23 protein-coding genes and 1 pseudogene are annotated in these 18,633 nt (G+C 54.6%); 11 read left to right on the top strand and 13 right to left on the bottom strand.

What is annotated here, in order from left to right; all coding sequences use genetic code 11:
* Positions 1-70: 70 nt before the first annotated feature.
* On the top strand, positions 71-2,146 hold the full coding sequence (glgX, locus tag AC6I7Z_RS08150; RefSeq protein ID WP_497813805.1) for a glycogen debranching protein GlgX: 2,076 nt from the start codon (positions 71-73) through the stop codon (positions 2,144-2,146).
* Positions 2,147-2,486: 340 nt separating this feature from the next.
* Positions 2,487-2,672 carry a con-10 family general stress protein gene (locus AC6I7Z_RS08145; RefSeq protein ID WP_033747833.1) on the top strand — a complete coding sequence of 62 codons (186 nt, stop codon included), beginning with the start codon at positions 2,487-2,489 and terminating at the stop codon, positions 2,670-2,672.
* 119 nt (positions 2,673-2,791) lie between these two features.
* Here AC6I7Z_RS08145 and AC6I7Z_RS08140 read toward each other — a convergent pair whose 3' ends face one another.
* The gene (locus AC6I7Z_RS08140) at positions 2,792-4,117 is read right to left on the bottom strand and encodes a hypothetical protein (RefSeq protein ID WP_497813804.1); all 1,326 of its coding nucleotides are present in this window, start codon (positions 4,115-4,117) and stop codon (positions 2,792-2,794) included.
* Positions 4,118-4,344: 227 nt separating this feature from the next.
* Positions 4,345-4,767 (bottom strand): hydroxyisourate hydrolase, encoded by a 423-nt coding sequence (gene uraH, locus AC6I7Z_RS08135; RefSeq protein ID WP_033747835.1) that lies wholly within the window; start codon positions 4,765-4,767, stop codon positions 4,345-4,347.
* A gap of 278 nt (positions 4,768-5,045) precedes the next feature.
* Here uraH and AC6I7Z_RS08130 point away from each other — a divergent pair, with 278 nt between their 5' ends.
* From AC6I7Z_RS08130 to AC6I7Z_RS08115, 4 genes are all read left to right on the top strand, one after another.
* Positions 5,046-5,663 carry a TetR/AcrR family transcriptional regulator gene (locus AC6I7Z_RS08130; RefSeq protein ID WP_497813803.1) on the top strand — a complete coding sequence of 206 codons (618 nt, stop codon included), beginning with the start codon at positions 5,046-5,048 and terminating at the stop codon, positions 5,661-5,663.
* A gap of 112 nt (positions 5,664-5,775) precedes the next feature.
* Positions 5,776-6,024: a hypothetical protein gene (locus tag AC6I7Z_RS08125; RefSeq protein WP_497813802.1), complete on the top strand. Its 249-nt coding sequence runs from the start codon at positions 5,776-5,778 to the stop codon at positions 6,022-6,024.
* A gap of 183 nt (positions 6,025-6,207) precedes the next feature.
* Entirely contained in the window at positions 6,208-6,447 is a 240-nt protein-coding gene (gene ycgZ, locus AC6I7Z_RS08120; RefSeq protein WP_497813801.1) for a regulatory protein YcgZ, read from the top strand.
* Between the two features lie 175 nt (positions 6,448-6,622).
* Positions 6,623-6,892 (top strand): hypothetical protein, encoded by a 270-nt coding sequence (locus tag AC6I7Z_RS08115; protein ID WP_497813800.1) that lies wholly within the window; start codon positions 6,623-6,625, stop codon positions 6,890-6,892.
* A 16-nt stretch (positions 6,893-6,908) separates the two neighbouring features.
* On the opposite strand, the gene umuC is transcribed toward AC6I7Z_RS08115, so the two are convergent.
* Positions 6,909-8,171, bottom strand: coding sequence for a translesion error-prone DNA polymerase V subunit UmuC (gene umuC, locus AC6I7Z_RS08110; RefSeq protein ID WP_497813799.1), 1,263 nt, complete (start codon positions 8,169-8,171; stop codon positions 6,909-6,911).
* Between the two features lie 520 nt (positions 8,172-8,691).
* Between umuC and AC6I7Z_RS08105 the strand changes: the two genes are divergently transcribed.
* From AC6I7Z_RS08105 to AC6I7Z_RS08095, 3 genes are read left to right on the top strand one after another with little or no spacing between them, the layout of a single operon-like run.
* Positions 8,692-8,967 carry a tlde1 domain-containing protein gene (locus AC6I7Z_RS08105; protein WP_497813798.1) on the top strand — a complete coding sequence of 92 codons (276 nt, stop codon included), beginning with the start codon at positions 8,692-8,694 and terminating at the stop codon, positions 8,965-8,967.
* Positions 8,939-9,223, top strand: a complete 285-nt coding sequence (locus tag AC6I7Z_RS08100) for a tlde1 domain-containing protein (RefSeq protein WP_497813797.1) — start codon at positions 8,939-8,941, stop codon at positions 9,221-9,223. Before AC6I7Z_RS08105 ends, AC6I7Z_RS08100 begins: the two co-directional genes overlap by 29 nt.
* Positions 9,201-9,458 carry a hypothetical protein gene (locus tag AC6I7Z_RS08095; protein ID WP_497813796.1) on the top strand — a complete coding sequence of 86 codons (258 nt, stop codon included), beginning with the start codon at positions 9,201-9,203 and terminating at the stop codon, positions 9,456-9,458. Before AC6I7Z_RS08100 ends, AC6I7Z_RS08095 begins: the two co-directional genes overlap by 23 nt.
* Positions 9,459-9,469: 11 nt before the next feature.
* On the opposite strand, the gene AC6I7Z_RS08090 is transcribed toward AC6I7Z_RS08095, so the two are convergent.
* The 10 genes and pseudogenes from AC6I7Z_RS08090 to icd form a co-directional block, all read right to left on the bottom strand.
* A complete protein-coding gene (locus AC6I7Z_RS08090) occupies positions 9,470-9,910 on the bottom strand; it encodes an Hcp family type VI secretion system effector (protein ID WP_497815416.1) in 441 nt (146 codons plus the stop codon).
* Positions 9,911-10,468: 558 nt separating this feature from the next.
* A pseudogene (locus AC6I7Z_RS08085) lies at positions 10,469-10,570 on the bottom strand (Y-family DNA polymerase); the annotation flags it as partial.
* 1 nt (position 10,571) lies between these two features.
* Positions 10,572-10,991: a translesion error-prone DNA polymerase V autoproteolytic subunit gene (umuD, locus tag AC6I7Z_RS08080; protein WP_497813795.1), complete on the bottom strand. Its 420-nt coding sequence runs from the start codon at positions 10,989-10,991 to the stop codon at positions 10,572-10,574.
* A gap of 1,177 nt (positions 10,992-12,168) precedes the next feature.
* Entirely contained in the window at positions 12,169-12,321 is a 153-nt protein-coding gene (gene ymcF, locus AC6I7Z_RS08075) for a cold shock small protein YmcF (protein ID WP_497815415.1), read from the bottom strand.
* A 1-nt stretch (position 12,322) separates the two neighbouring features.
* Positions 12,323-12,535, bottom strand: coding sequence for a transcription antiterminator/RNA stability regulator CspE (cspE, locus tag AC6I7Z_RS08070; protein ID WP_120452131.1), 213 nt, complete (start codon positions 12,533-12,535; stop codon positions 12,323-12,325).
* 346 nt (positions 12,536-12,881) lie between these two features.
* Positions 12,882-13,151: a hypothetical protein gene (locus AC6I7Z_RS08065; RefSeq protein ID WP_497813794.1), complete on the bottom strand. Its 270-nt coding sequence runs from the start codon at positions 13,149-13,151 to the stop codon at positions 12,882-12,884.
* 214 nt (positions 13,152-13,365) lie between these two features.
* Entirely contained in the window at positions 13,366-13,563 is a 198-nt protein-coding gene (locus AC6I7Z_RS08060) for a hypothetical protein (RefSeq protein ID WP_497813793.1), read from the bottom strand.
* Between the two features lie 335 nt (positions 13,564-13,898).
* Positions 13,899-14,594 (bottom strand): aquaporin Z, encoded by a 696-nt coding sequence (aqpZ, locus tag AC6I7Z_RS08055; RefSeq protein ID WP_497813792.1) that lies wholly within the window; start codon positions 14,592-14,594, stop codon positions 13,899-13,901.
* 412 nt (positions 14,595-15,006) lie between these two features.
* On the bottom strand, positions 15,007-15,744 hold the full coding sequence (locus tag AC6I7Z_RS08050) for a carbonic anhydrase (RefSeq protein ID WP_497813791.1): 738 nt from the start codon (positions 15,742-15,744) through the stop codon (positions 15,007-15,009).
* 347 nt (positions 15,745-16,091) lie between these two features.
* Positions 16,092-17,342 carry an NADP-dependent isocitrate dehydrogenase gene (gene icd / locus AC6I7Z_RS08045; protein ID WP_497813790.1) on the bottom strand — a complete coding sequence of 417 codons (1,251 nt, stop codon included), beginning with the start codon at positions 17,340-17,342 and terminating at the stop codon, positions 16,092-16,094.
* Positions 17,343-17,438: 96 nt separating this feature from the next.
* On the opposite strand from icd, the gene rluE reads away from it, so the two are divergent.
* Together rluE and AC6I7Z_RS08035 are read left to right on the top strand one after the other, a co-directional pair.
* The gene (gene rluE, locus AC6I7Z_RS08040) at positions 17,439-18,107 is read left to right on the top strand and encodes a 23S rRNA pseudouridine(2457) synthase RluE (protein WP_497813789.1); all 669 of its coding nucleotides are present in this window, start codon (positions 17,439-17,441) and stop codon (positions 18,105-18,107) included.
* 49 nt (positions 18,108-18,156) lie between these two features.
* Complete coding sequence (locus tag AC6I7Z_RS08035) at positions 18,157-18,630, top strand: NUDIX domain-containing protein (RefSeq protein ID WP_497813788.1); 474 nt, start codon at positions 18,157-18,159, stop codon at positions 18,628-18,630.
* Positions 18,631-18,633: the final 3 nt, after the last annotated feature.

Below are 18,633 nucleotides of genomic sequence, written 5' to 3'. Positions count from 1 at the left end.
CAAGATAAAGAAAAACAGGTGATTCAACGCGGTTGTCGTGGATAGCATTTTACTGAATGGAGAGGGATAAATGTCTGAAGCTACAGAGTTTACTATTACGTCGGGTTCGGGCCAGCAGCTGGGCGCCAACTACGACGGCGAAGGGGTGAATTTCGCCATTTTTTCCGCCCACGCCGAGCGTATCGAGCTCTGCCTGTTTGACGAGAGCGGCAAGAATGAGATCGCCCGTCTGGAGCTGCCGGAGTTCACCCACGAGGTGTGGCACGGCTATGTGCCGGGCCTGAAACCCGGCGCGCTTTACGGCTATCGCGTTTACGGTCCTTACGATCCAGAGAACGGCCATCGCTTTAACCCCAACAAGCTGCTGATCGACCCCTACGCGCGCGAACTGGCGGGCGATATCGAATGGAACGAGGCGCACTTCGCCTACGAACTGCTGCATGAAGATAAGGATCTGACGTTCGACACGCGCGACAGCGCCCCTTTTATGCCCAAATGCCGGGTCATCGATCCCAACGAGTTCGACTGGCAGGATGATAACCGTCCGAGCATCGCCTGGCCGAACACGGTGATCTACGAGACGCACGTGAAGGGATTCACCCAGCTCAATCCGGCGCTGCCGGAGGTGCTGCGCGGCACCTATGAGGGCATGGGACATCAGGCCACGGTCGACTATATCAAAAGCCTGGGCATCACCTCGGTCGAGCTGCTGCCCGTGCACTGGTTCCCGGACGATCAGCATCTGCTGGACCGCGGGCTGAAAAACTTCTGGGGCTACAACTCCATCGGCTTTTTCGCCCCTGCGCCGCGCTACTACGGCCCGCGCGGCATTCAGGGCTTCCGCGACATGGTGCGCGCCTTTCACGACGCCGGCGTCGAGGTGATCCTCGACGTGGTCTACAACCACACGGCGGAAGGCAACGAGCTGGGGCCGACGCTCTCCTTTAAGGGCATCGACAACTTCTCCTACTACCGCACCCTGCCTGATCAGCATCGCTACTACATCAACGATACCGGCACCGGCAATACGGTGAATACCTCGCATCCGCGCGTGCTGCAGATGGTGATGGATTCGCTGCGCTACTGGGCGGAATCGATGCATATCGACGGTTTTCGTTTCGACCTCGGCACCATTCTCGGACGCGAGCCGGAAGGCTTCGACCAGCGCGGCGGCTTCTTCGACGCCATTATGCAGGATCCGGTGCTGTCGAAGCTGAAGCTGATCGGCGAACCCTGGGATATCGGCCCCGGCGGCTATCAGGTCGGCGGCTTCCCGCCAGGCTGGGCGGAGTGGAACGATAAATACCGCGATACGGTGCGCGAATACTGGAAAGGCGATAACGTCTCGACCGACTTCGCCGCCCGCCTGCTCGGCTCCGGCGATCTCTATGACCAGCGCGGCCGCCGTCCCTGGGCGAGCGTCAATTTCATCACCGCGCATGACGGCTTCACGCTCAACGACCTGGTCTCCTACAACGAGAAGCACAACGACGAAAACGGCGAGGATAACAACGACGGCCATAACGATAACCGCTCCTACAACTACGGCGCGGAAGGCGCGACCGAAGATGAAGGCATTAACGCGGTGCGCGAGCGCCAGAAGCGCAACTTCCTCGCTACGCTCTTCTTCTCCCACGGCACGCCGATGCTGCTGGCAGGTGACGAGTTCGGCCGCAGCCAGCTGGGCAACAACAACGGCTACTGCCAGGACAGCGAGATCTCCTGGGTTCACTGGGATAACCTCCCCGCCAGCGCGGAGGCGCTGCGCGAGTTTACGCGCCACGTTATCCGCCTGCGCGCCGAGCAGCCGCTGCTGCGCCGTGAGAACTGGCGCGACGGCATGGAGATCAAGTGGTTCAACGCCGGCGGCGGCTTCCAGCAGGAAGAGCAGTGGGAGGAAGGTTCGACGCTGGGCGTCTATATCGGCCGTCCTGACCTGCAAACCGAAGAGGGCATCTGGCACGACGTGCTGATGCTGATCAACCCGTTTGAGGGCACGGTGCCGTTCCGCATTCCGCAGTTTGGCGAAGGCGGCTGGGTGCTGGAACTCACCACCTCCGACAACGACAATCGCGGACTGGTGATCACTAAAGAGAAGGATTTCGAGCTGGAGGGGCGCAGCCTGGCGCTGTTCCGCCGGCCCTAAACCGTAACGCTAACGCAAAAAGCGCAGCGCTCCGCTTCGGGCCGCTGCGCTTTTTTATTTATTGCGACAGGAAAACAGATTCTTTATTCGTGATATGCATCACAAATTAGCACTAACGGCCAAATTGTACAACTCTGTTTAAACTTGTACATATTTAGTTAAATTTTCTTTACCTGATATATAATTAGCCTTCGTTTTTTTCTGCACTGTTATTTCCTGCCGCGAGAAAGGCGAATATTCATCTCAGATGTCACATTGCTAAATCGCCATTCTGCTTACATAGTTAAAGCGCATTGAAACTCTTTTTAATTATTATTATTTTATACAGAGAGGAATTGATATGACTCAGCGACGTGGTGGAGCAGGTAATTTTGCCGAGAATCCCGACAGAGCGCGTGAAGCGGGTAAAAAAGGCGGGCAGATGAGCAGCGGTAATTTTAAATATAACCGCGAGCGCGCGGTCGAGGCAGGACGCGTCGGCGGTAAGCTCAGCCGCCGCTCTGCCGCAGATAAAAGCGCCAGTTGAAAATAAAGGAACGCCGGGAAATACTTCCCGGCGTTTATTTAACCACTCTTGCAAGCGCGATTTTTTATTCTGCGCAACCCCTACCCGCTTAAATAAGGCCGACCTCATCCGACAGATAATTAACCGCGCTCTGTGCGACAGCCGCTGTTATTTTCCTGCGCGCGTTCGTGAAATAAGTATCTGCTGCCGTAGCCGCTCGGCTGAGACGCCAGCACCCGGCGCAACACCTGCACGTAATCCATGACCAGGCCCGGCGTCCAGGTCATGCCCTCCGCCCGGCTGCGGATCAGGCTCAGCAGCCAGAAGTCAGGATCGAGCAGCGCCGCGTAACCGCGCACGCCGCGCAGCCCCAGCAGCCCCTCGGTGGCGACGTCCAGCGCCTGCATCACGCTGGTGGAGCAGTTGCGCGACGTCAGGTTGTAGCGGCAATCCTGGCCGTGGCGCGCCCAGTAGTTGATCAGCGCCTGCTGGTTGTAATGCGGCAGCGAGAGGCGCTTGTCGGGCAGGCACCACTCTTTGATCTCCCGCTCAAGGGAGCGCTGATGAAAGCCGGCGACGTCATTCTCCTCGCGCGCGTGCAGCATCTGCAGCACACCGCTCAGGGTGCCGGTCATATCCTCGACCGGATAGAGGCTGATGTAAAGCGCATCGCCCATCGCCAGCGAGGTATGGCCGGTGGAAACCTGTCCGCGATGATCGATAGCGGCGACCCAGCGGTCAAACCAGGGACGCCGTCCGGCGACGCTGCCCGACCCCAGCGGCGTCCAGATATAGATGGTAAGCGGCTCGCTGGCGGGCGCGGCGTCGCAGGGAACGTGGCGATAATCGAGCCCGTGCGGTTTGCGCACCCCTTTGCGGGTAAAGAGCGGCAGCGCCGCTACGCTGGTCTCCGGCGGCAGCGCGCGGATTTGCCAGACCATTTGCAGCAGCGAGAAGGCCCAGCCCAGCAGCACCACAGCAAATCCCATCGGGATCAGCACGCGATGGGGCAACGGCCAGTCGGTGACGATCATCAGGCTGAGCAGCCATTCGCCGCCGCCGATCGCCAGCTTGCTGTGCCAGCGGCGACAGCGCATCAGCGTGCAGGAGATGATGCGAAAGCCGCCGTCCAGCAAAAAGGCGAGCGCGAACAGCCAGGCGACGCCGCAGCCCTTCTCCTGCGGCGCGGCCAGCAAAGCCGCGCCCAGCAGCAGCAGCGTCAGCGCTTTGCTCTGCGCCGCCCAGCCGCTGTCGAACCCGGTTCGCGCGCGCCAGGCCTGTATCACGCCTTCAGAGAGGAGGAAAACGCTCAGCAAACAGAGCGGCACGGCAAGCGTGCCGTGGTAAAGGCTTTCCAGCACGATGCCCGCGCTGGCGGCGAGGCAGAGCGTGCCGGCCAGCAGCAGGCCTGGCCAGCTGGCGCGCAGCATCGGCCCGCCCATTAATAAAAAAAGCAATCGCAGCAAAGAGGGTGGCTCCCGTCAAAACAATCAACGTCTGGTTTGCCGGACAACATGCGCGACGGCACCGGGCGTTCCTTCTCCCCTGGGCAGGATCCTGACCTGGCGTTAGCAGTGAGTGCAGCCTACGGAATAAAGATTAATTTTCGCTTAATTTCGCCGCGCCGTGGCGCGATACAAAAAAGGCCTGAGGCGGCATTGCGCGTCAGGCCTGGGAAGTTACGTTTCGCCGCTTAGTTGCCGCGATAGGTGGAGTAGCCGTAAGGGCTAAGCAGCAGCGGGATATGGTAGTGCTGGCTGGTGTTCTCGATCGTGAAGATCACCGGGATCTCCGGGAAGAAGGTTTTTTGCTTCACGCCGGCATAGTAGTCGCCGGTTTTGAACACCACTTTATAGGTGCCCTGCTCCGCCTGCTTGCCCGCCGGATAGAGCGCGCTGATGCGGCCGTTGGCATCGGTGACGCCGGTAGCGAGCTTGACCCAGTCGCCGTTGCGGTTTTGATCCAGCTCTACCGTTACGCCAGCGGTAGGAATGCCGGTTTGTAAATTCAGCACGTGAACGCTGATCGGATTTTTCATCGCGGCAGGTTCCGCTGCCGTGGCGGAGAAAGCGAAAGCCGCCAGCGCTGCGGCACCAAACATTGACAGAGATTTCATAAGTCGTCCTTTTTTATGTTGAGGTCCACAGGTTAAGCCAGCATGCGGCGCGTCGTACCGATTTTCGTTGTATATCTGAAATTTCCGAGAAGCGCAGCGCGCTATATTCTCCTCCGGCTGTGGTTAATAAATATTATTATTTAGCCTGCTTATTTCCCCGGCCCGCGCTTTTCCGACCTGCTTGATTTTGAACGTCGGCTGCGCCGCTGACGTTTTTATTTTTTCCTGCCGCGCGCGGTTATGGTAATTTGGTAGCAAATATTCCCTTAAGTTGAGCGATGACCACATCCCGCATCCCCGCCGCTCCCGCCAGAGAGCGTGGCAGACCGAGAGCTTTCGATACCGATACTGCACTGGATAACGCCATGATCGTTTTCCGGCAGAAAGGCTTCCACGCCTCGTCGGTAGCCGATCTCAGCGAAGCCATGAATCTGACGGCAGGCAGTATCTATAAGGCTTTTAAAGACAAGCGCACCCTGTTCCTGCGCGTATTCGAACGCTATATCAGCGTGCGCGGCGCCGACCTGCGCGCGCGCCTGCAGCAGCAGCCTACCGGCAGGGCGCGCATCGCCGAACTGCTGCGGTTTTATCTCGACTCCGCCCGTGAAATCGAGGGGCGTCGCGGCTGCCTGGTGGTCGGCAGCACCGTCGAGCTGCAGAGCCTGGATGAGGAGCTTTCCGAGCTGGTGCGCCAGGCGGTACTGCGCAACCGAAATTTTCTGGTCGCGCTGGTGCGCGAAGGCCAGGAAGATGGCTCGGTCTCTGCCGCGCTGGATGCGGAGACGGCGGCGGGCCTGCTGCTGTGCGTGGCGTTCGGCATGCGCGTGGTGGGAAAAGTTCAGGATGTGACTAATGGAGCAGAAACGATTAATATGCTGCTTGGCATTCTGGATTAATTGATTTGCCCTATTAGGAAATAAGTATTTCCTAAATGCAATCTGCACAGCGCGCTTTTTCTCAGGCGATCGTTCTTGCTGTGCTTTATTCCGATTAACAGTAAAAGAGATAATGCATTCAAAATTACCCGTTCGTCATCGCCCTTCAGGAGACAGCGTGAACCACAATGAAACTGCTGATAATCAGGAAGTTTACGCTCTGCTAGGCCGTGTTGTGGCGCAGCTCCTGCAGCCTGGCGAAGCCCTTCCCATACAGGAAATTATTGGCGCGCTCTATCGCGCGGGCGCACGCGCGGAAGATCCGGCAATCGAGGCCGCCTGCGAGCGCGCCATTCGGCTGCTGGCCAGCAAGTTAAACTGACCCATGACCGTTAGCTTGTTCTGAGTTTTAAGCTAACTCGTTGTTAATACTGACAGCGTGGTGAAGTTCAAAAAATAAACGTCGGCCCGCGCAGGTAATCCTGTACAACCTCCTGGAAATTGTATAACTTTAGCCCTGGCTTAACTGATTATGTTTTAACCACACGGACTTTAAGGGTTGTTTATGCGTCAGATCGGAGACAGGCCAACCACAGCCAGTGATATCGCCCACTACTTCAACAAGGCCGCGCTGCCGTGCGAGCAGGAGACCTTAGGTGAAATTGTGGTCGAAATCCTGCGCGCCGGTAAACAGCTCAACAGAAAAACGCTCTGCACCAAACTGCTTGCCCGCCTTGAGCTGGCAGCCAGCCCGGAAGAAGAGCAGCACTATCAAAAGTTAATTAGTTTGTTGTTTAAACCTTAGTTTTAATTTGCAGGCTGACCATTGCGTTCAGCTCCTGCCCGCAGCATGATTCACAGTGGAACGTGTCAGGCAGAGCATCATTGACGGACATACGCCGCAGGCGCCCCAACGCAGACGGCTTGCTTCCAGTCACTCTGCCCATCAACGGGCAAACACTGTAATAAGAGATGCGGGTATGCACAGAAGTAAGATTGAAAAACTCACAGATTATCTGATTGGCGAAGCCGTCGCCGCGCTGCTGGAGCAAAACGCGTCGATCTCCGGCGCCTCGCTGGCGAATCGCCTGAAAGCGATGGCGATAACGGAAAGCGACAGCGATCGCAAGCAGGCGCTGATGCTGGCGCTGGCGGAGATACGTCAGGAGTTTCCTTCTGCGCGCGCCGTCAGCGAACCGCCGCCGCGCAGCTATGGCGAACACGCTTCTTCGACCGCCAAAAAACACTAACCGCTCCGGCCGATCGTTACCGGACGATCGGCAGATCCGAAAAACGGGTGGTATAGGCTGGCGACAGCATCTCGCGCTTCATCGCCCAGCTTTTTTCAATGCCCTGTCCGGCAAACCAGAGCGTTCCCCTGCCCGCCTGATTAATCTTATCTACCACCTGCATCAGCGCTTCGCTGTTGGCTCGCGGCCCACAGGCGTCAAACAGATGCAGCTGCGCCACGCCCTGGCTGAAAAAATCCCCCAGCATGACGCCCGCCTTCATATAGCGGTAGCCGTCCAGCCAGATGCGATCCAGCGCCTCTGTGGCAATGCGGACGATATCGCGCGTGTCGTTTGAAGGGGTCAGCAGCTGCCCCATCGCCTGGTTGCCGTAGTAGGGCTCGTTTTCCGCGTGCGGGCTGGTTTTCAGAAAGACTGCGATTTGCCGACAATACTGATTCTCCTGCCGCAGCTTTTCCGCCGCCCGCTCGGCATACTGACAAACCGCCTGCCGCACCGCGCCGTAATCGGTGAGGCGGGTGCCAAAAGAGCGCGAGCAGACGATTTGCTGTTTCGTCGGCACCATCTCCTCCAGATCCAGGCAGGCTTCGCCGCGCAGTTCGCGCACCGTGCGCTCCAGCACCACGTTAAAATGCTTGCGGATGACCCAGGTAGAGCTGTCCGCCAGCTGCAGCGCGCTCTCAATGCCCATCTGATGCAGCTTTTTAGCGATGCGCGCGCCGACGCCCCACACCTCTTCTACCGGCACCAGCGCCATCAGCTTACGCTGCCGCTCGGCGTGGGAGAGGTCGACCACCCCTTTTGTGCCCTGATACTTTTTCGCGGCGAAGTTGGCCAGCTTCGCCAGCGTCTTGGTGGGCGCAATCCCGACGCCCACCTGCAGATGCAGCTCCTGCTTCACGCGCGCCTGCACGGCGCGCCCAAACGCCTCCAGCGGCTGGCAAAAACTGACGCCGCTCAGGTCCAGAAAGGCTTCATCAATGCTGTACATTTCCACCGCTGGCGCCATCTCCTCCAGCGTGGTCATCACCCGCAGGCTCATATCGGCATAGAGCGCGTAGTTAGAGCTAAAAACCTGCACCCGGTGCTGGCGCAGCGTCTCTTTCAGCTTAAAAAAAGGCGCGCCCATTTTAATGCCGAGCGCCTTGGCCTCTGCGCTGCGGGCGATAACGCAGCCGTCGTTGTTGGAAACGACGACGACAGGCTTTCCGCGCAAATCAGGGCGGAATACGGTCTCGCAAGATGCGTAAAAATTGTTAACGTCAACCAGCGCGAACATACCAAAATTTCCAGGTTAGACACTGTTTATCCATACAGTATCAATGAGACCCGGAAATTTATCAACCTGCTGATTTAGTGATGCCGCCATCGCCATGCCACACACAGTTATTTATGCCGCCAAAATTAAATACATAACCAAATAACTAAATTCTGACAATGACGATGAGACGATTCGCAAGAGTATGTCGCTGAAGCGCTGGGTATTACCCCCGGTGCGTTTCAAACATGGAGAAAAGGGCGAAGCCACAAAAGGCGATGCTCGAAAAGCTGGCGCGCATCTATGACTACCGCGTAACGCAGCTGTACCAGGCCCACGCATAGCCTTAAAACCCGCCGCAAGCGGGCTTTTTTATTCCTGCGGTGCATGGTTAGACGGGGCTGACGTCTAGTGGAGCGAAAACCGACTTAACCCATGTTTTGGGCATGGGGCGAAAATAAAAATTCTTTTGTTTCAGCTCAATTCATTTTTTGCCATTCACTAGCACAATACATATTCGTAAATTTAAGGAGGAATTTACATGGCGTTATATGGAAGGTTTTTACTAAACGGAGCAGATATAGCGCCGCTAACTTTTCCCGGCGTAGGTACTTTCATGGCATTCTCTGGCAATGGTGCTTATAAAAACCGGGGAGGATGTGGCAAATATTCGGGAAAGGAAGCCGGAGATGGCCCCCTTCCTGAAGGGAATTACTGGATTGTGAATCGTGGAAGTGGCGGTAAAATCTCAAAGGCGATTGCCTGGGTTAAAGACACGTACAACCAGCATGCCAGTGGCGCGGAGTTTCAGACGTGATGAATGGTTTGCACTATACCCGGACAACTGGAGCGTTAATGATTCACTCTGGATAGAAGGGATTAAACGTGAGCATTTCAGATTGCATCCGGGCGTGCTGTCCGATGGCTGCATAACCCTGGTAAGCAATGCCGAGTTTCGCACACTGCGCAACGCTTTACTGGCCACCACGCTGATTGATGTTCCCTGTATGAAAAATTTGAAAGCATACGGAATGATCGAGGTGGTCAACAATGGCTATAACACTTGCCCGTAGGCTGGTAAAAACCGCCTGGTTTGCCGCGCTAGTCTGGTTTGGTTCATGCTTGATATACCCAGAATCATTCATCAGTCTGCATACTTCTGAGCGTTTCGCGCAATGGGTGCATGGGTATTCCAGCCAGGAGAACTTCGACGATTTATGGGTGCTGACCTGGGTGACAGGTTCTTTCGCGTTCGCGGTCGTGGGATATCTGCTCTCAATGTGGATTGTCAGAAAAATGCGCCGCTAAGGGCGCATGTTTTAGACCGTCTTGCGCTCATTCCATGCATCAGCAAATTTCACATTGCCGTCCACATAGTGCCAGGTTATTTTTTCATAATTAAGGCTGACGTGTTCTACATGATTAAGCTGTGAACTGGATAGCTTAGTATTAGGAATGGAAGTGTTTACACTTGTGACTTTTACATTTTCCAGAAGGATGATGTAATAGCAGACTTCTTGCCCTGCGTCATTGATTCGATAAAAACGGATTTCAGCACTTTGCAGTGCCTGCCCCGTAGCTGCAGCTCTGTTGAGATAGGGAGAGGAGCTGTCAATTTCTTTTTCAAGCATCATAGATGAATGCTGGCGCGTGCCGGTGATTTTACCGCTAGCGCTATCAACAGGCAGAGTTAAACCGTGAGATAATCCAATAATTTCGATGCTGCCTTCACGATCCTGAACATCCACAGACCCTTTGATGTCCGCGCCGCCGTCGTCCTTAAGCTACATATTTGCAGGAATTGGCATCAGTATATCCTTATGTTTGATAAAGGCTGTATTTTATTCACCCCTGAAAAATCTAACTTTAGTTTGGATCAATAATATAAAAATCCCCCAAAGGTATTCCCTATATTTTTTTCACACTCTCATTACCAAAATCTCTTAACGTCGGTTTTCGTTCCACTGAGCGGCAGCTATAGCTCTGCGCAGAATCTTGAAATGCCATTAATTACTGCAGATTTCACGGGATTATCCTCATATTTTAGCGGTTTCCCAGCGGCGTACCCCTGGCGCGCGCAGCTTATCCCAGCTAAGAGTGCTTCGCGATCCCCATGACTCGATAAGGTTGTGCCAAAGGAAAGATTGTGTCAGCTGAACTGGCCATTCATCTCATCCAGTTAATGGAAATCCCTCAAATGAACGGCCAGCCAGGGTCAGCTCTTTTGTTGCAAATACAAACCTCAAATCACGCCTCACACCATCAGTAATAAGATGATGTGAACAGCATAGGGTTAACTAACGTTTCTCACCGCTTAGATCGTTACTGGAGAGCACCACAACGGGCACGCCGCGTAAGTCGGGGCGAAAAACGCTTTCGCAGCTGGCGTAGAAGCTGTTTACGTCGACCAGCGCGTACATATCAGTGCGTCGATTTAATAACGTAGGTCACAACGCCGAAGACCTGGAGTCCTTCGGGGGTATTGATAGGGATTGGGCTATGCTTGCTGTTGGCCGGCATCAGTAGCACTGAGGGGTGGATACGAAGCTGCTTAATAGTAAATTCGCCATCAATGGCGGCGACGATAATATCGCCGTGCTTCGCCTTAAGAGAGGAGTCGACGACAATCATATCCCCTTCGCAGATGCCCGCCTCGATCATCGAATCGCCGCTGACGCGGAGAAAATAGGTTGCGCTGGGGTGCTGCACCATCAGGTCATTCAGGTCGATACGTTTTTCGATGTAATCCTGCGCCGGCGACGGAAAACCGCAGGGCACGCGCTCAATGTAAAGCGGCAAAGGCAGCAGGTCGCGGACTTCCGCGGGGCGATATAACTTCATGAGAAAGACTCCTTCTTCTGGATACTGTATATAAATACAGTAATATCAAACTCATGATTTAATCAAGGCGCAGCGGTGATAAAAATGGTGAACCCACTGACGCTGAAGGGATTATTTTTTGTAAGGCTGGGCGGTTAATCTGTTTCATGAGCAAAATATCGCCTTAATTCAAACTGATATGGCGATAATATGAGCGCCGCGCCGCAGAGAAAAATGTGCTCTGGCCCGCCCTGTGTTTGCCACCCTCTCGACTATTTTTCACATTGTCTTTTGCTTTATCTGCCAGTGACGCCGCGATGCGGTTTCTCCCTCATTTTCCGAATCGCTTTCGATGCCCTGATTGTTAAATTTTTCATCGCCCGGTCAAAACAGACCTGGGCTTTTTTGCCTTGCAGAGGGGAACAACCCTCTTTGAGGATATAAAGCAGCGCCTTTCTCTTTCTTAAAAAAGAGTGACTAAATCGCTATATTAATGGCAGTTAAATAACGGAGAGCGCGAGAAAGGTAGAGATCTAACCGTTAGATATTCAGGTAATTATTTATTTTTAAATCAGTGGCGGCGTTTATTAACTATGTTATGCTTAAAATGAATTCTGAGCCCAAGCCTCCACCAGAGATATTGCTCTACGAGTCCGTTTTATATCCAATATGACTCTCCCCTGCATTGCGGGGGTATTTTTTATTTCGCGTTGCTAAGTTTCGACGTCGCTCTTCTCTGCCTCTTCCCCGGCTGTATGCGGCGTGACCGCTGCAGGCGCTGCTCAACAGGAAATAATGGCCCATCCAGAACAGCCCAGTTATCACATCTGTCAGATATGAGTTGCAGACCATTCTTAGTAATCGTTTTCAGACAAAAAAAATCGCTATAATTCAATCGTTCCGCTTTCTCAGGGATCTAATAATTAGAACTCTAAATTTATAATATTACCCTTCAGACAGGCGATAATCGCTGGCGTTAGCTATATTTAAGCGGCTCGGTAATGAAATCCACAATGCTTACTGAGCGGCTGTTACTCCAACCCCTTGCCCCCTTTTGGGGGCTTTTTTTTTGAGGTCTGACGCGATGGGGCATGCCTGCTGTTGCGGCAATAAAAAAGGCATCCCGAAGGATGCCTTAATAAGCTGATGCACGGCTTTTCACCCTGTCTGCAGGGCCTGCGCGACAGCGGCGAAACGGTTAACGATCGAATATGTCAGCAAGGATCATCGCGGTTTTGCAAAAAATGCATTTTGCGCCATGGGGATTGCTTTTGCACTGATCGAACGCAGAGACACGATACTGAGAGCTCTGGCAGCACGGGCATCGAAAGCGTCTGGCTGAAAGGCTAATATTAAAGCCCTACAACGTTTACTGCTGACGGACCCTTCGGCCCCTGCTCAACAGAAAACTCAACGCGCTGACCTTCGTCAAGCGAGCGGTAATCAGTGCCCTGGATAGCAGAGAAGTGGACGAAAACGTCCTTGCTGCCATTCTCCGGAGAGATAAAACCAAAACCTTTTTCTGAGTTAAACCACTTTACGGTTCCAAAAATTTTATTCGACATAATATATGACCTTTTTAGTTCGCCTTTCGGCATAAGAGGCTGAATTGCAGAAATAAATCAGAACCTGAGGTAGACTCAAAAAGAAAGGCTTGAAGCGGCACTAACTGAGATGAGAAATACAATATGAACTAACTCTGAAACTGTCTGCTAATCAGACCGACGGACTATTAACGCATGTCCACCCTACTTAAGCAAGTTAAAAGTAAATTTGTTTGGCAAGAATGCCTTAGCGTGCCGCCTGCTGCGCCGAAAGCCGCAACAGGCAGACGACGGCAACGCAGAAAGGCGGCATCGGCGCCGGTTTGACACGCCTTATTGCGTAGCGACACAGACGCCGCTACGCCTGCTACAGCAGCGCCTCCTTCATCGCCTGTTCGCTGCTGAGACGCTTGCGCGCAAGGCTGTTGAACTTCGCCAGCCACACAGAATATTGGTCCACCATTTTTTGCGCGTCCGCTTCATTTTCGGCATAGCAGAGAAAGATGCGACTTTTCGTATTGCTGTGTTCGTCAATAGCATACACTTCAAAATCCACGCCATATTTGCTGTATATAATGGCGGTAAAAGAGATTTTTCCCCAGGATTCAAGTTTGTTTTCAAACTGCTTATAGTTCACTTCATTCACCTGATAATAATTAATGCACGCGCCCGGATATTAGCCGGACCTGAGTATTATAATGCAAGCGGATAAAAGATGAGTGTTCAAAAAAGCCATTTCGTATTTAAGCTGATATACGCCACGCATGACTTTGCTTTCAATCAAACAAAGCTGCTTTCTTAGGGAAATTTACACTTCCACCGCTTCGCTTTTACCGTTTCGCTTTAGGCGATCACGGCAGCTTATTTGGCGTATCAAGAGAGGATGGCGGCGATAATCTCTCGCCGATTATTTCAAAGGCCATCTGGCGGAAATAAGTCGTCGTCATCGGGATAGCGCTTTGCGGCCGGTACCAGCCGAACTGAGGCAGATAGTACCAGACCTGCAAAGGCTCGCTTCCCGACCGGACCCAGTAAAAACCTTCTTTCATAAGTGTCTCGATCAGCTAACGCTGTTTTAAAGACACTCATGCATGCCTAAACGTAAGCGACGCCTGAATGTAACGTCGCAGCGGGTTTTCCTGCGTTCATGACAACGTACCCAGAATGTAAAGAGTAGCATTCTTTATGCTGGGCCGCCGATAAAATAGCGAAAAGTCTATTTTCGCGGCGCGTTTGCCGTCTGTTCTGTTATTGACTGGTACGTAATCTCTGCATGTGGCGGGCTTTTCCAGCAGCGCTAATTGTCCCCTGCCCGATTAAATTGAGCAGATAAAAAACCCCGCCAGATGGCGAGGTTTTAACGGCGCGTTCGACAGCGTGACAATTAATCTTCACTCTGCAAAAGGAAGCGGTAAATAAGCCCGCCGATGCAGCCGCCGATAATCGGCACCAGCCAGAAAAGCCAGAGCTGCTGCAGCGCCCAGGTTCCCTGAAAAAGCGCAACCGCCGTACTGCGCGCCGGGTTAACTGAGGTATTGGTTACTGGAATGCTGATCAGGTGAATCAGCGTCAGCGCCAGGCCGATCGCGACAGGCGCAAAGCCCGCCGGCGCTTTTTTATCGGTCGCGCCGTGAATAACGATCAGGAAAAACGCGGTCAGCACCAGTTCGATAATAACGGCAGACTGCAGAGAATAGCCGCCTGGCGAATGCTCGCCGAAGCCATTAGAGGCGAAGCCGCTGGCGGTGACGTCGAAGCCCGCTTTGCCGCTGGCGATAAGGTAAAGAACGCCAGCCGCCGCAATCCCGCCGATAACCTGCGCGATAATATAAGGCACAACGCCTTTCGCGCTAAAGCGACCACCCGCCCACAGCCCCAGCGTGACCGCAGGATTGAAATGGCCGCCGGAGATATGTCCGACTGCATAGGCCATGGTCAATACCGTCAGACCAAATGCGAGCGCCACGCCGGCGAATCCGATGCCTAATTGCGGATAGGCAGCGGCAAGCACCGCGCTTCCGCAGCCGCCGAATACCAGCCAGAACGTGCCGAAAAATTCAGCCGCAGTTTTTTTTAACATCATCTACCTCTGGTTTCTTACCGTGTTAATGGCGGACGGAAATTGCCGCCCCGCCAATATAAAAAAAGACTAATACTGACTGGCCTTTGGGATTAAATAATCTCAACCGATCGTCAACTCCCCCCTGCTTTTTTGCAGGCCTGAAAATCGGCAAAAAAAATACCCTGAATAAACAGGGTAAATTTTAAAAAGCCAAAAATACAAAGATTACATTTTGATGAGGTTGTTGAGCCGGGTCACATAACAACACACGCCGCTATATTAATGCACCGGCCGTTTTACTTTATGATCTCAGTCAATTTTGGCTGGCTCGTTTTTTCGCCACCCCTCTCAAATAAGAAGATTAGTTGCAAGAACGTAACCAATTATTCTGCACAGCGTAAAACGGTATATTAACGCCGAGAAAAGCGCGTTATTCCACGACTAAGCGCCCGTGCAAAGGCTGCAGCGGCCGGTTATTGCTCGACTTCAGCGCCTGGTGGAAAGCTTCCAGCTGCGCCTCGGACAGCGTGACGGGCTGTTTCATGACCAGCCAGCGCAGCCCTTCGCTGCAGGGCGGCGTCGTCAGAGAGCCGCTGAAGCGATAATAGTGCAGGTCGGCAGGAAAGAGCGGACGGAGATCGACCTGCTTGTCGACGGCCACGACGTGATTTAGCTGCGACGGTATCGCAGCCAGAATCGGAATAAGCGCCGGGTTCTCTTTACCGATATCAAACATCACCGCCACCACCGCCAGCTCGCCTGCTGCATTGCTGTGAACAAAATGCGCCTCCAGCGGAAAGCTGCGGCCTGCTATCTGGTTCTCGCTGGGCGTATGGAAGTGATACTGCCGGAGCTGAAAGATGTCGCCGTCGAGCCTGAAATCATCTTCGTCATTAACGCTGACCTGTAGGGTGTGCCCATTGTTCACCAGCGTTTCGGCCGAGGTATGAAATTCCATTTGCAGCGGCGGCAGCCTGCCGTTGATCGCATTTTTAATATCGATCGGCGACTGGAACTTGCCGTTATGGCAGGTCTGATAATCCGCCGCCAGCTCGCCCCAGTGCGCCGGCCCCGCGTTGCCCTCATAGCTCCAGTGCGGTGCGGATGCGCCGGCAGTACCCGTCGCGCTCAGCGCCATTAACAGCGCCGCCAGTCTGTTTCTTTTCATTCCCTGTCTCCCTTTATCATCGAACATCATTGTCGTCTGGCGATGTTATTCCTGGCCCATTTGCCGCAACAAGGCGCTATGTGCGCTGCCGGGTCAAAGTGAGTCCAGAATGAGCACAGCGAAATGTAAAAGGCGCACATCAGCGAGCCTGTCTTAGCGAGCCTGTCTTAAGCGCTGGCAAGGGGGACGATCTATGACGCGGCGCGCAGGCGATCATTCAGTGCTGTGACAGGGCGGCAGACGCAAATGCAAATAAAGAGAGGTTGAATGAGAACGGTTGAAGGCATCAGGAAAACGCGCGGCGAGGAAAACTCCGATCGCCGCAGGGACGATCGGAGAGAGGCATATTACATATTTTCGATGATAGCGTCGCCAAACTCTGAGCATTTCAGCAGTTTAGCGCCTTCCATCAGACGTTCGAAGTCATAGGTCACGGTTTTGTTGGCGATCGCGCCTTCCATACCTTTAACGATCAGGTCGGCCGCTTCAAACCACTGCATATGGCGCAGCATCATCTCCGCGGACAGAATCACGGAACCTGGGTTCACTTTATCCTGACCGGCATATTTCGGCGCGGTGCCGTGGGTCGCTTCGAACAGCGCGCATTCGTCGCCGATGTTCGCGCCCGGTGCGATACCGATGCCGCCGACCTGCGCCGCCAGGGCGTCGGAGATGTAGTCGCCGTTCAGGTTCATACAGGCGATCACGTCATACTCCGCCGGACGCAGCAGGATCTGCTGCAGGAACGCATCGGCAATCACATCTTTCACGATGATATCTTTGCCGGTATTCGGGTTCTTGATCTTCATCCACGGGCCGCCGTCCAGCAGCTCAGCGCCGAACTCTTCTTTCGCCAGCTGGTAGCCCCAGTCTTTGAACGCGCCTTCGGTGAATTTCATGATGTTGCCTTTGTGCACCAGCGTCAGCGAGTCGCGGTCGTTAGTGATCGCATACTCAATCGCTGCGCGCACCAGACGTTTGGTGCCCTCTTCCGAACAGGGCTTCACGCCGATGCCGCAATCCTGCGGGAAGCGGATTTTCTTCACGCCCATTTCGTCACGCAGGAACTTGATCACTTTGTCCGCTTCGGCAGAACCGGCTTTCCACTCGATACCGGCGTAGATATCTTCTGAGTTCTCGCGGAAGATCACCATATCGGTATCTTCAGGACGTTTAACCGGGCTCGGCGTGCCGGTGTAGTAGCGAACCGGACGCAGGCAAACGTAGAGGTCGAGCTCCTGACGCAGCGCCACGTTCAGAGAACGGATGCCGCCGCCAACCGGCGTCGTCAGCGGGCCTTTGATGGCGACGCGATACTCTTTGATCAGGTCGAGGGTTTCCTGCGGCAGCCAGACGTCCTGGCCGTAGAGCTCTACCGATTTCTCGCCGGTGTAGATCTCCATCCAGGAGATTTTGCGCTCGCCGTTGTAGGCTTTTTTCACCGCAGCGTCGACGACCTTCAGCATCACCGGAGAAACGTCAACGCCGATGCCGTCGCCTTCAATGTAAGGAATGATCGGGTTATTCGGCACATTGAGCTTGCCCTGATCCAGGGTGATTTTCTGACCTTCCGCCGGAACAACTACTTTGCTTTCCATTAACCTCTCCTGGGCGTTTTGTTAATAAATTGTAAGATGTGGAGCCATGATACTTGAATATTTACGCCGCGCCAATCGTCACTGTTTCGCGTTATAATGCGCCGATTGTCACCGACTGCAAAGCTCATGCGAAAAAGTTCTCAGCAAATTCACCATCATAAACGCCCTGACCGCGCGCCACGCGGCGCTCAGCGCAAACCGCCGCGCGCGCGCGGACCGCGACGCGTCATATTATTTAACAAACCATTCGATGTTCTGCCACAGTTTAGCGACGAAGCCGGCCGCCAGACGCTAAAGGATTTTATCCCGGTCGCCGACGTCTATGCCGCCGGTCGTCTGGACCGCGACAGCGAAGGCCTGATGGTGCTGACCAACGACGGCGCGCTGCAGGCGGCGCTGACGCAGCCCGGCAAGCGCACCGGCAAAATTTACTACGTTCAGGTCGAAGGCGAGCCGCAGGAAGCGGATCTTGCGGCGCTGCGCGGTGGCGTTAATCTGAAAGATGGCCCTACGCTGCCCGCAGGGGTCGAAAAGGTCGAGGCGCCCGCCTGGCTGTGGCCGCGCCAGCCGCCGATCCGCGAACGTAAAGCGATCCCCACCAGCTGGCTGAAGGTGACGCTCTACGAGGGCCGCAACCGCCAGGTGCGCCGTATGACGGCGCATATCGGCTTTCCGACGCTACGCCTGATCCGCTATGCGATGGGCGACTATCGGCTCGACGACTTAGCGCCGAGCGAGTGGCGCGATATAACCGCTTCGGCGTAAGCATCACCACGCTTTTCGATAACGTCAGGTTAACAATCCCGGAGGATCGATGTTTAAACCTCATGTCACCGTCGCCTGCATCGTGCAGGCCGAAGGCGAACTGTTAGTGGTGGAAGAGCGGGTCAAGGGCCGCGCCACCTGGAACCAGCCCGCCGGTCATCTTGAAGCGGACGAAACGCTGCTGGAGGCGGCGCGGCGCGAGCTGCGCGAAGAGACCGGCCTTGAGTGCGCGCTCGGCTACTTTCTCGGCGTCCAGCAGTGGATCGCGCCGGACAATACGCCTTTTGTGCGTTTTCTGTTTGGCGTCGATCTGGCGGAAAAGCGCGCCACCGCGCCGCAGGACAGCGATATCGACCGCTGCTGGTGGCTGACGCCTGAGCAGATTATCGCCGCAGATAACCTCCGTTCGCCGCTGGTCGCCGAAAGCGTCCGGCTGTGGCAACAGGGCGCGCGCTATCCGCTGCATCTGATCGCGCCGTTCCAGTGGCCGTTTCGCGAGGGTGCGCGCCACGCCGACGCGTGATAG

The organism is Pantoea sp. X-Soil-MYKO-1289 (assembly GCF_059730625.1).
The sequence above is the reverse complement of the archived record's forward strand: the minus strand, read 5'-3'. Positions and strand labels throughout refer to the sequence as shown.

What these genes read in the sequence shown, in the direction of transcription:
- umuC (WP_497813799.1), bottom strand. Translation starts at nt 8,171, where the DNA reads ATGTTCGCGCTGGTTGACGTTAACAATTTTTACGCATCTTGCGAGACC.
- glgX (WP_497813805.1), top strand. Translation starts at nt 71, where the DNA reads ATGTCTGAAGCTACAGAGTTTACTATTACGTCGGGTTCGGGCCAGCAG.
- AC6I7Z_RS08125 (WP_497813802.1), top strand. Translation starts at nt 5,776, where the DNA reads ATGCATTCAAAATTACCCGTTCGTCATCGCCCTTCAGGAGACAGCGTG.
- AC6I7Z_RS08105 (WP_497813798.1), top strand. Translation starts at nt 8,692, where the DNA reads ATGGCGTTATATGGAAGGTTTTTACTAAACGGAGCAGATATAGCGCCG.
- AC6I7Z_RS08130 (WP_497813803.1), top strand. Translation starts at nt 5,046, where the DNA reads ATGACCACATCCCGCATCCCCGCCGCTCCCGCCAGAGAGCGTGGCAGA.
- cspE (WP_120452131.1), bottom strand. Translation starts at nt 12,535, where the DNA reads ATGTCGAATAAAATTTTTGGAACCGTAAAGTGGTTTAACTCAGAAAAA.
- AC6I7Z_RS08115 (WP_497813800.1), top strand. Translation starts at nt 6,623, where the DNA reads ATGCACAGAAGTAAGATTGAAAAACTCACAGATTATCTGATTGGCGAA.
- AC6I7Z_RS08035 (WP_497813788.1), top strand. Translation starts at nt 18,157, where the DNA reads ATGTTTAAACCTCATGTCACCGTCGCCTGCATCGTGCAGGCCGAAGGC.
- AC6I7Z_RS08050 (WP_497813791.1), bottom strand. Translation starts at nt 15,744, where the DNA reads ATGAAAAGAAACAGACTGGCGGCGCTGTTAATGGCGCTGAGCGCGACG.
- uraH (WP_033747835.1), bottom strand. Translation starts at nt 4,767, where the DNA reads ATGAAATCTCTGTCAATGTTTGGTGCCGCAGCGCTGGCGGCTTTCGCT.
- aqpZ (WP_497813792.1), bottom strand. Translation starts at nt 14,594, where the DNA reads ATGTTAAAAAAAACTGCGGCTGAATTTTTCGGCACGTTCTGGCTGGTA.
- AC6I7Z_RS08100 (WP_497813797.1), top strand. Translation starts at nt 8,939, where the DNA reads ATGCCAGTGGCGCGGAGTTTCAGACGTGATGAATGGTTTGCACTATAC.
- umuD (WP_497813795.1), bottom strand. Translation starts at nt 10,991, where the DNA reads ATGAAGTTATATCGCCCCGCGGAAGTCCGCGACCTGCTGCCTTTGCCG.
- AC6I7Z_RS08060 (WP_497813793.1), bottom strand. Translation starts at nt 13,563, where the DNA reads ATGAAAGAAGGTTTTTACTGGGTCCGGTCGGGAAGCGAGCCTTTGCAG.
- rluE (WP_497813789.1), top strand. Translation starts at nt 17,439, where the DNA reads ATGCGCCGATTGTCACCGACTGCAAAGCTCATGCGAAAAAGTTCTCAG.
- ycgZ (WP_497813801.1), top strand. Translation starts at nt 6,208, where the DNA reads ATGCGTCAGATCGGAGACAGGCCAACCACAGCCAGTGATATCGCCCAC.
- AC6I7Z_RS08145 (WP_033747833.1), top strand. Translation starts at nt 2,487, where the DNA reads ATGACTCAGCGACGTGGTGGAGCAGGTAATTTTGCCGAGAATCCCGAC.
- AC6I7Z_RS08095 (WP_497813796.1), top strand. Translation starts at nt 9,201, where the DNA reads ATGGCTATAACACTTGCCCGTAGGCTGGTAAAAACCGCCTGGTTTGCC.
- icd (WP_497813790.1), bottom strand. Translation starts at nt 17,342, where the DNA reads ATGGAAAGCAAAGTAGTTGTTCCGGCGGAAGGTCAGAAAATCACCCTG.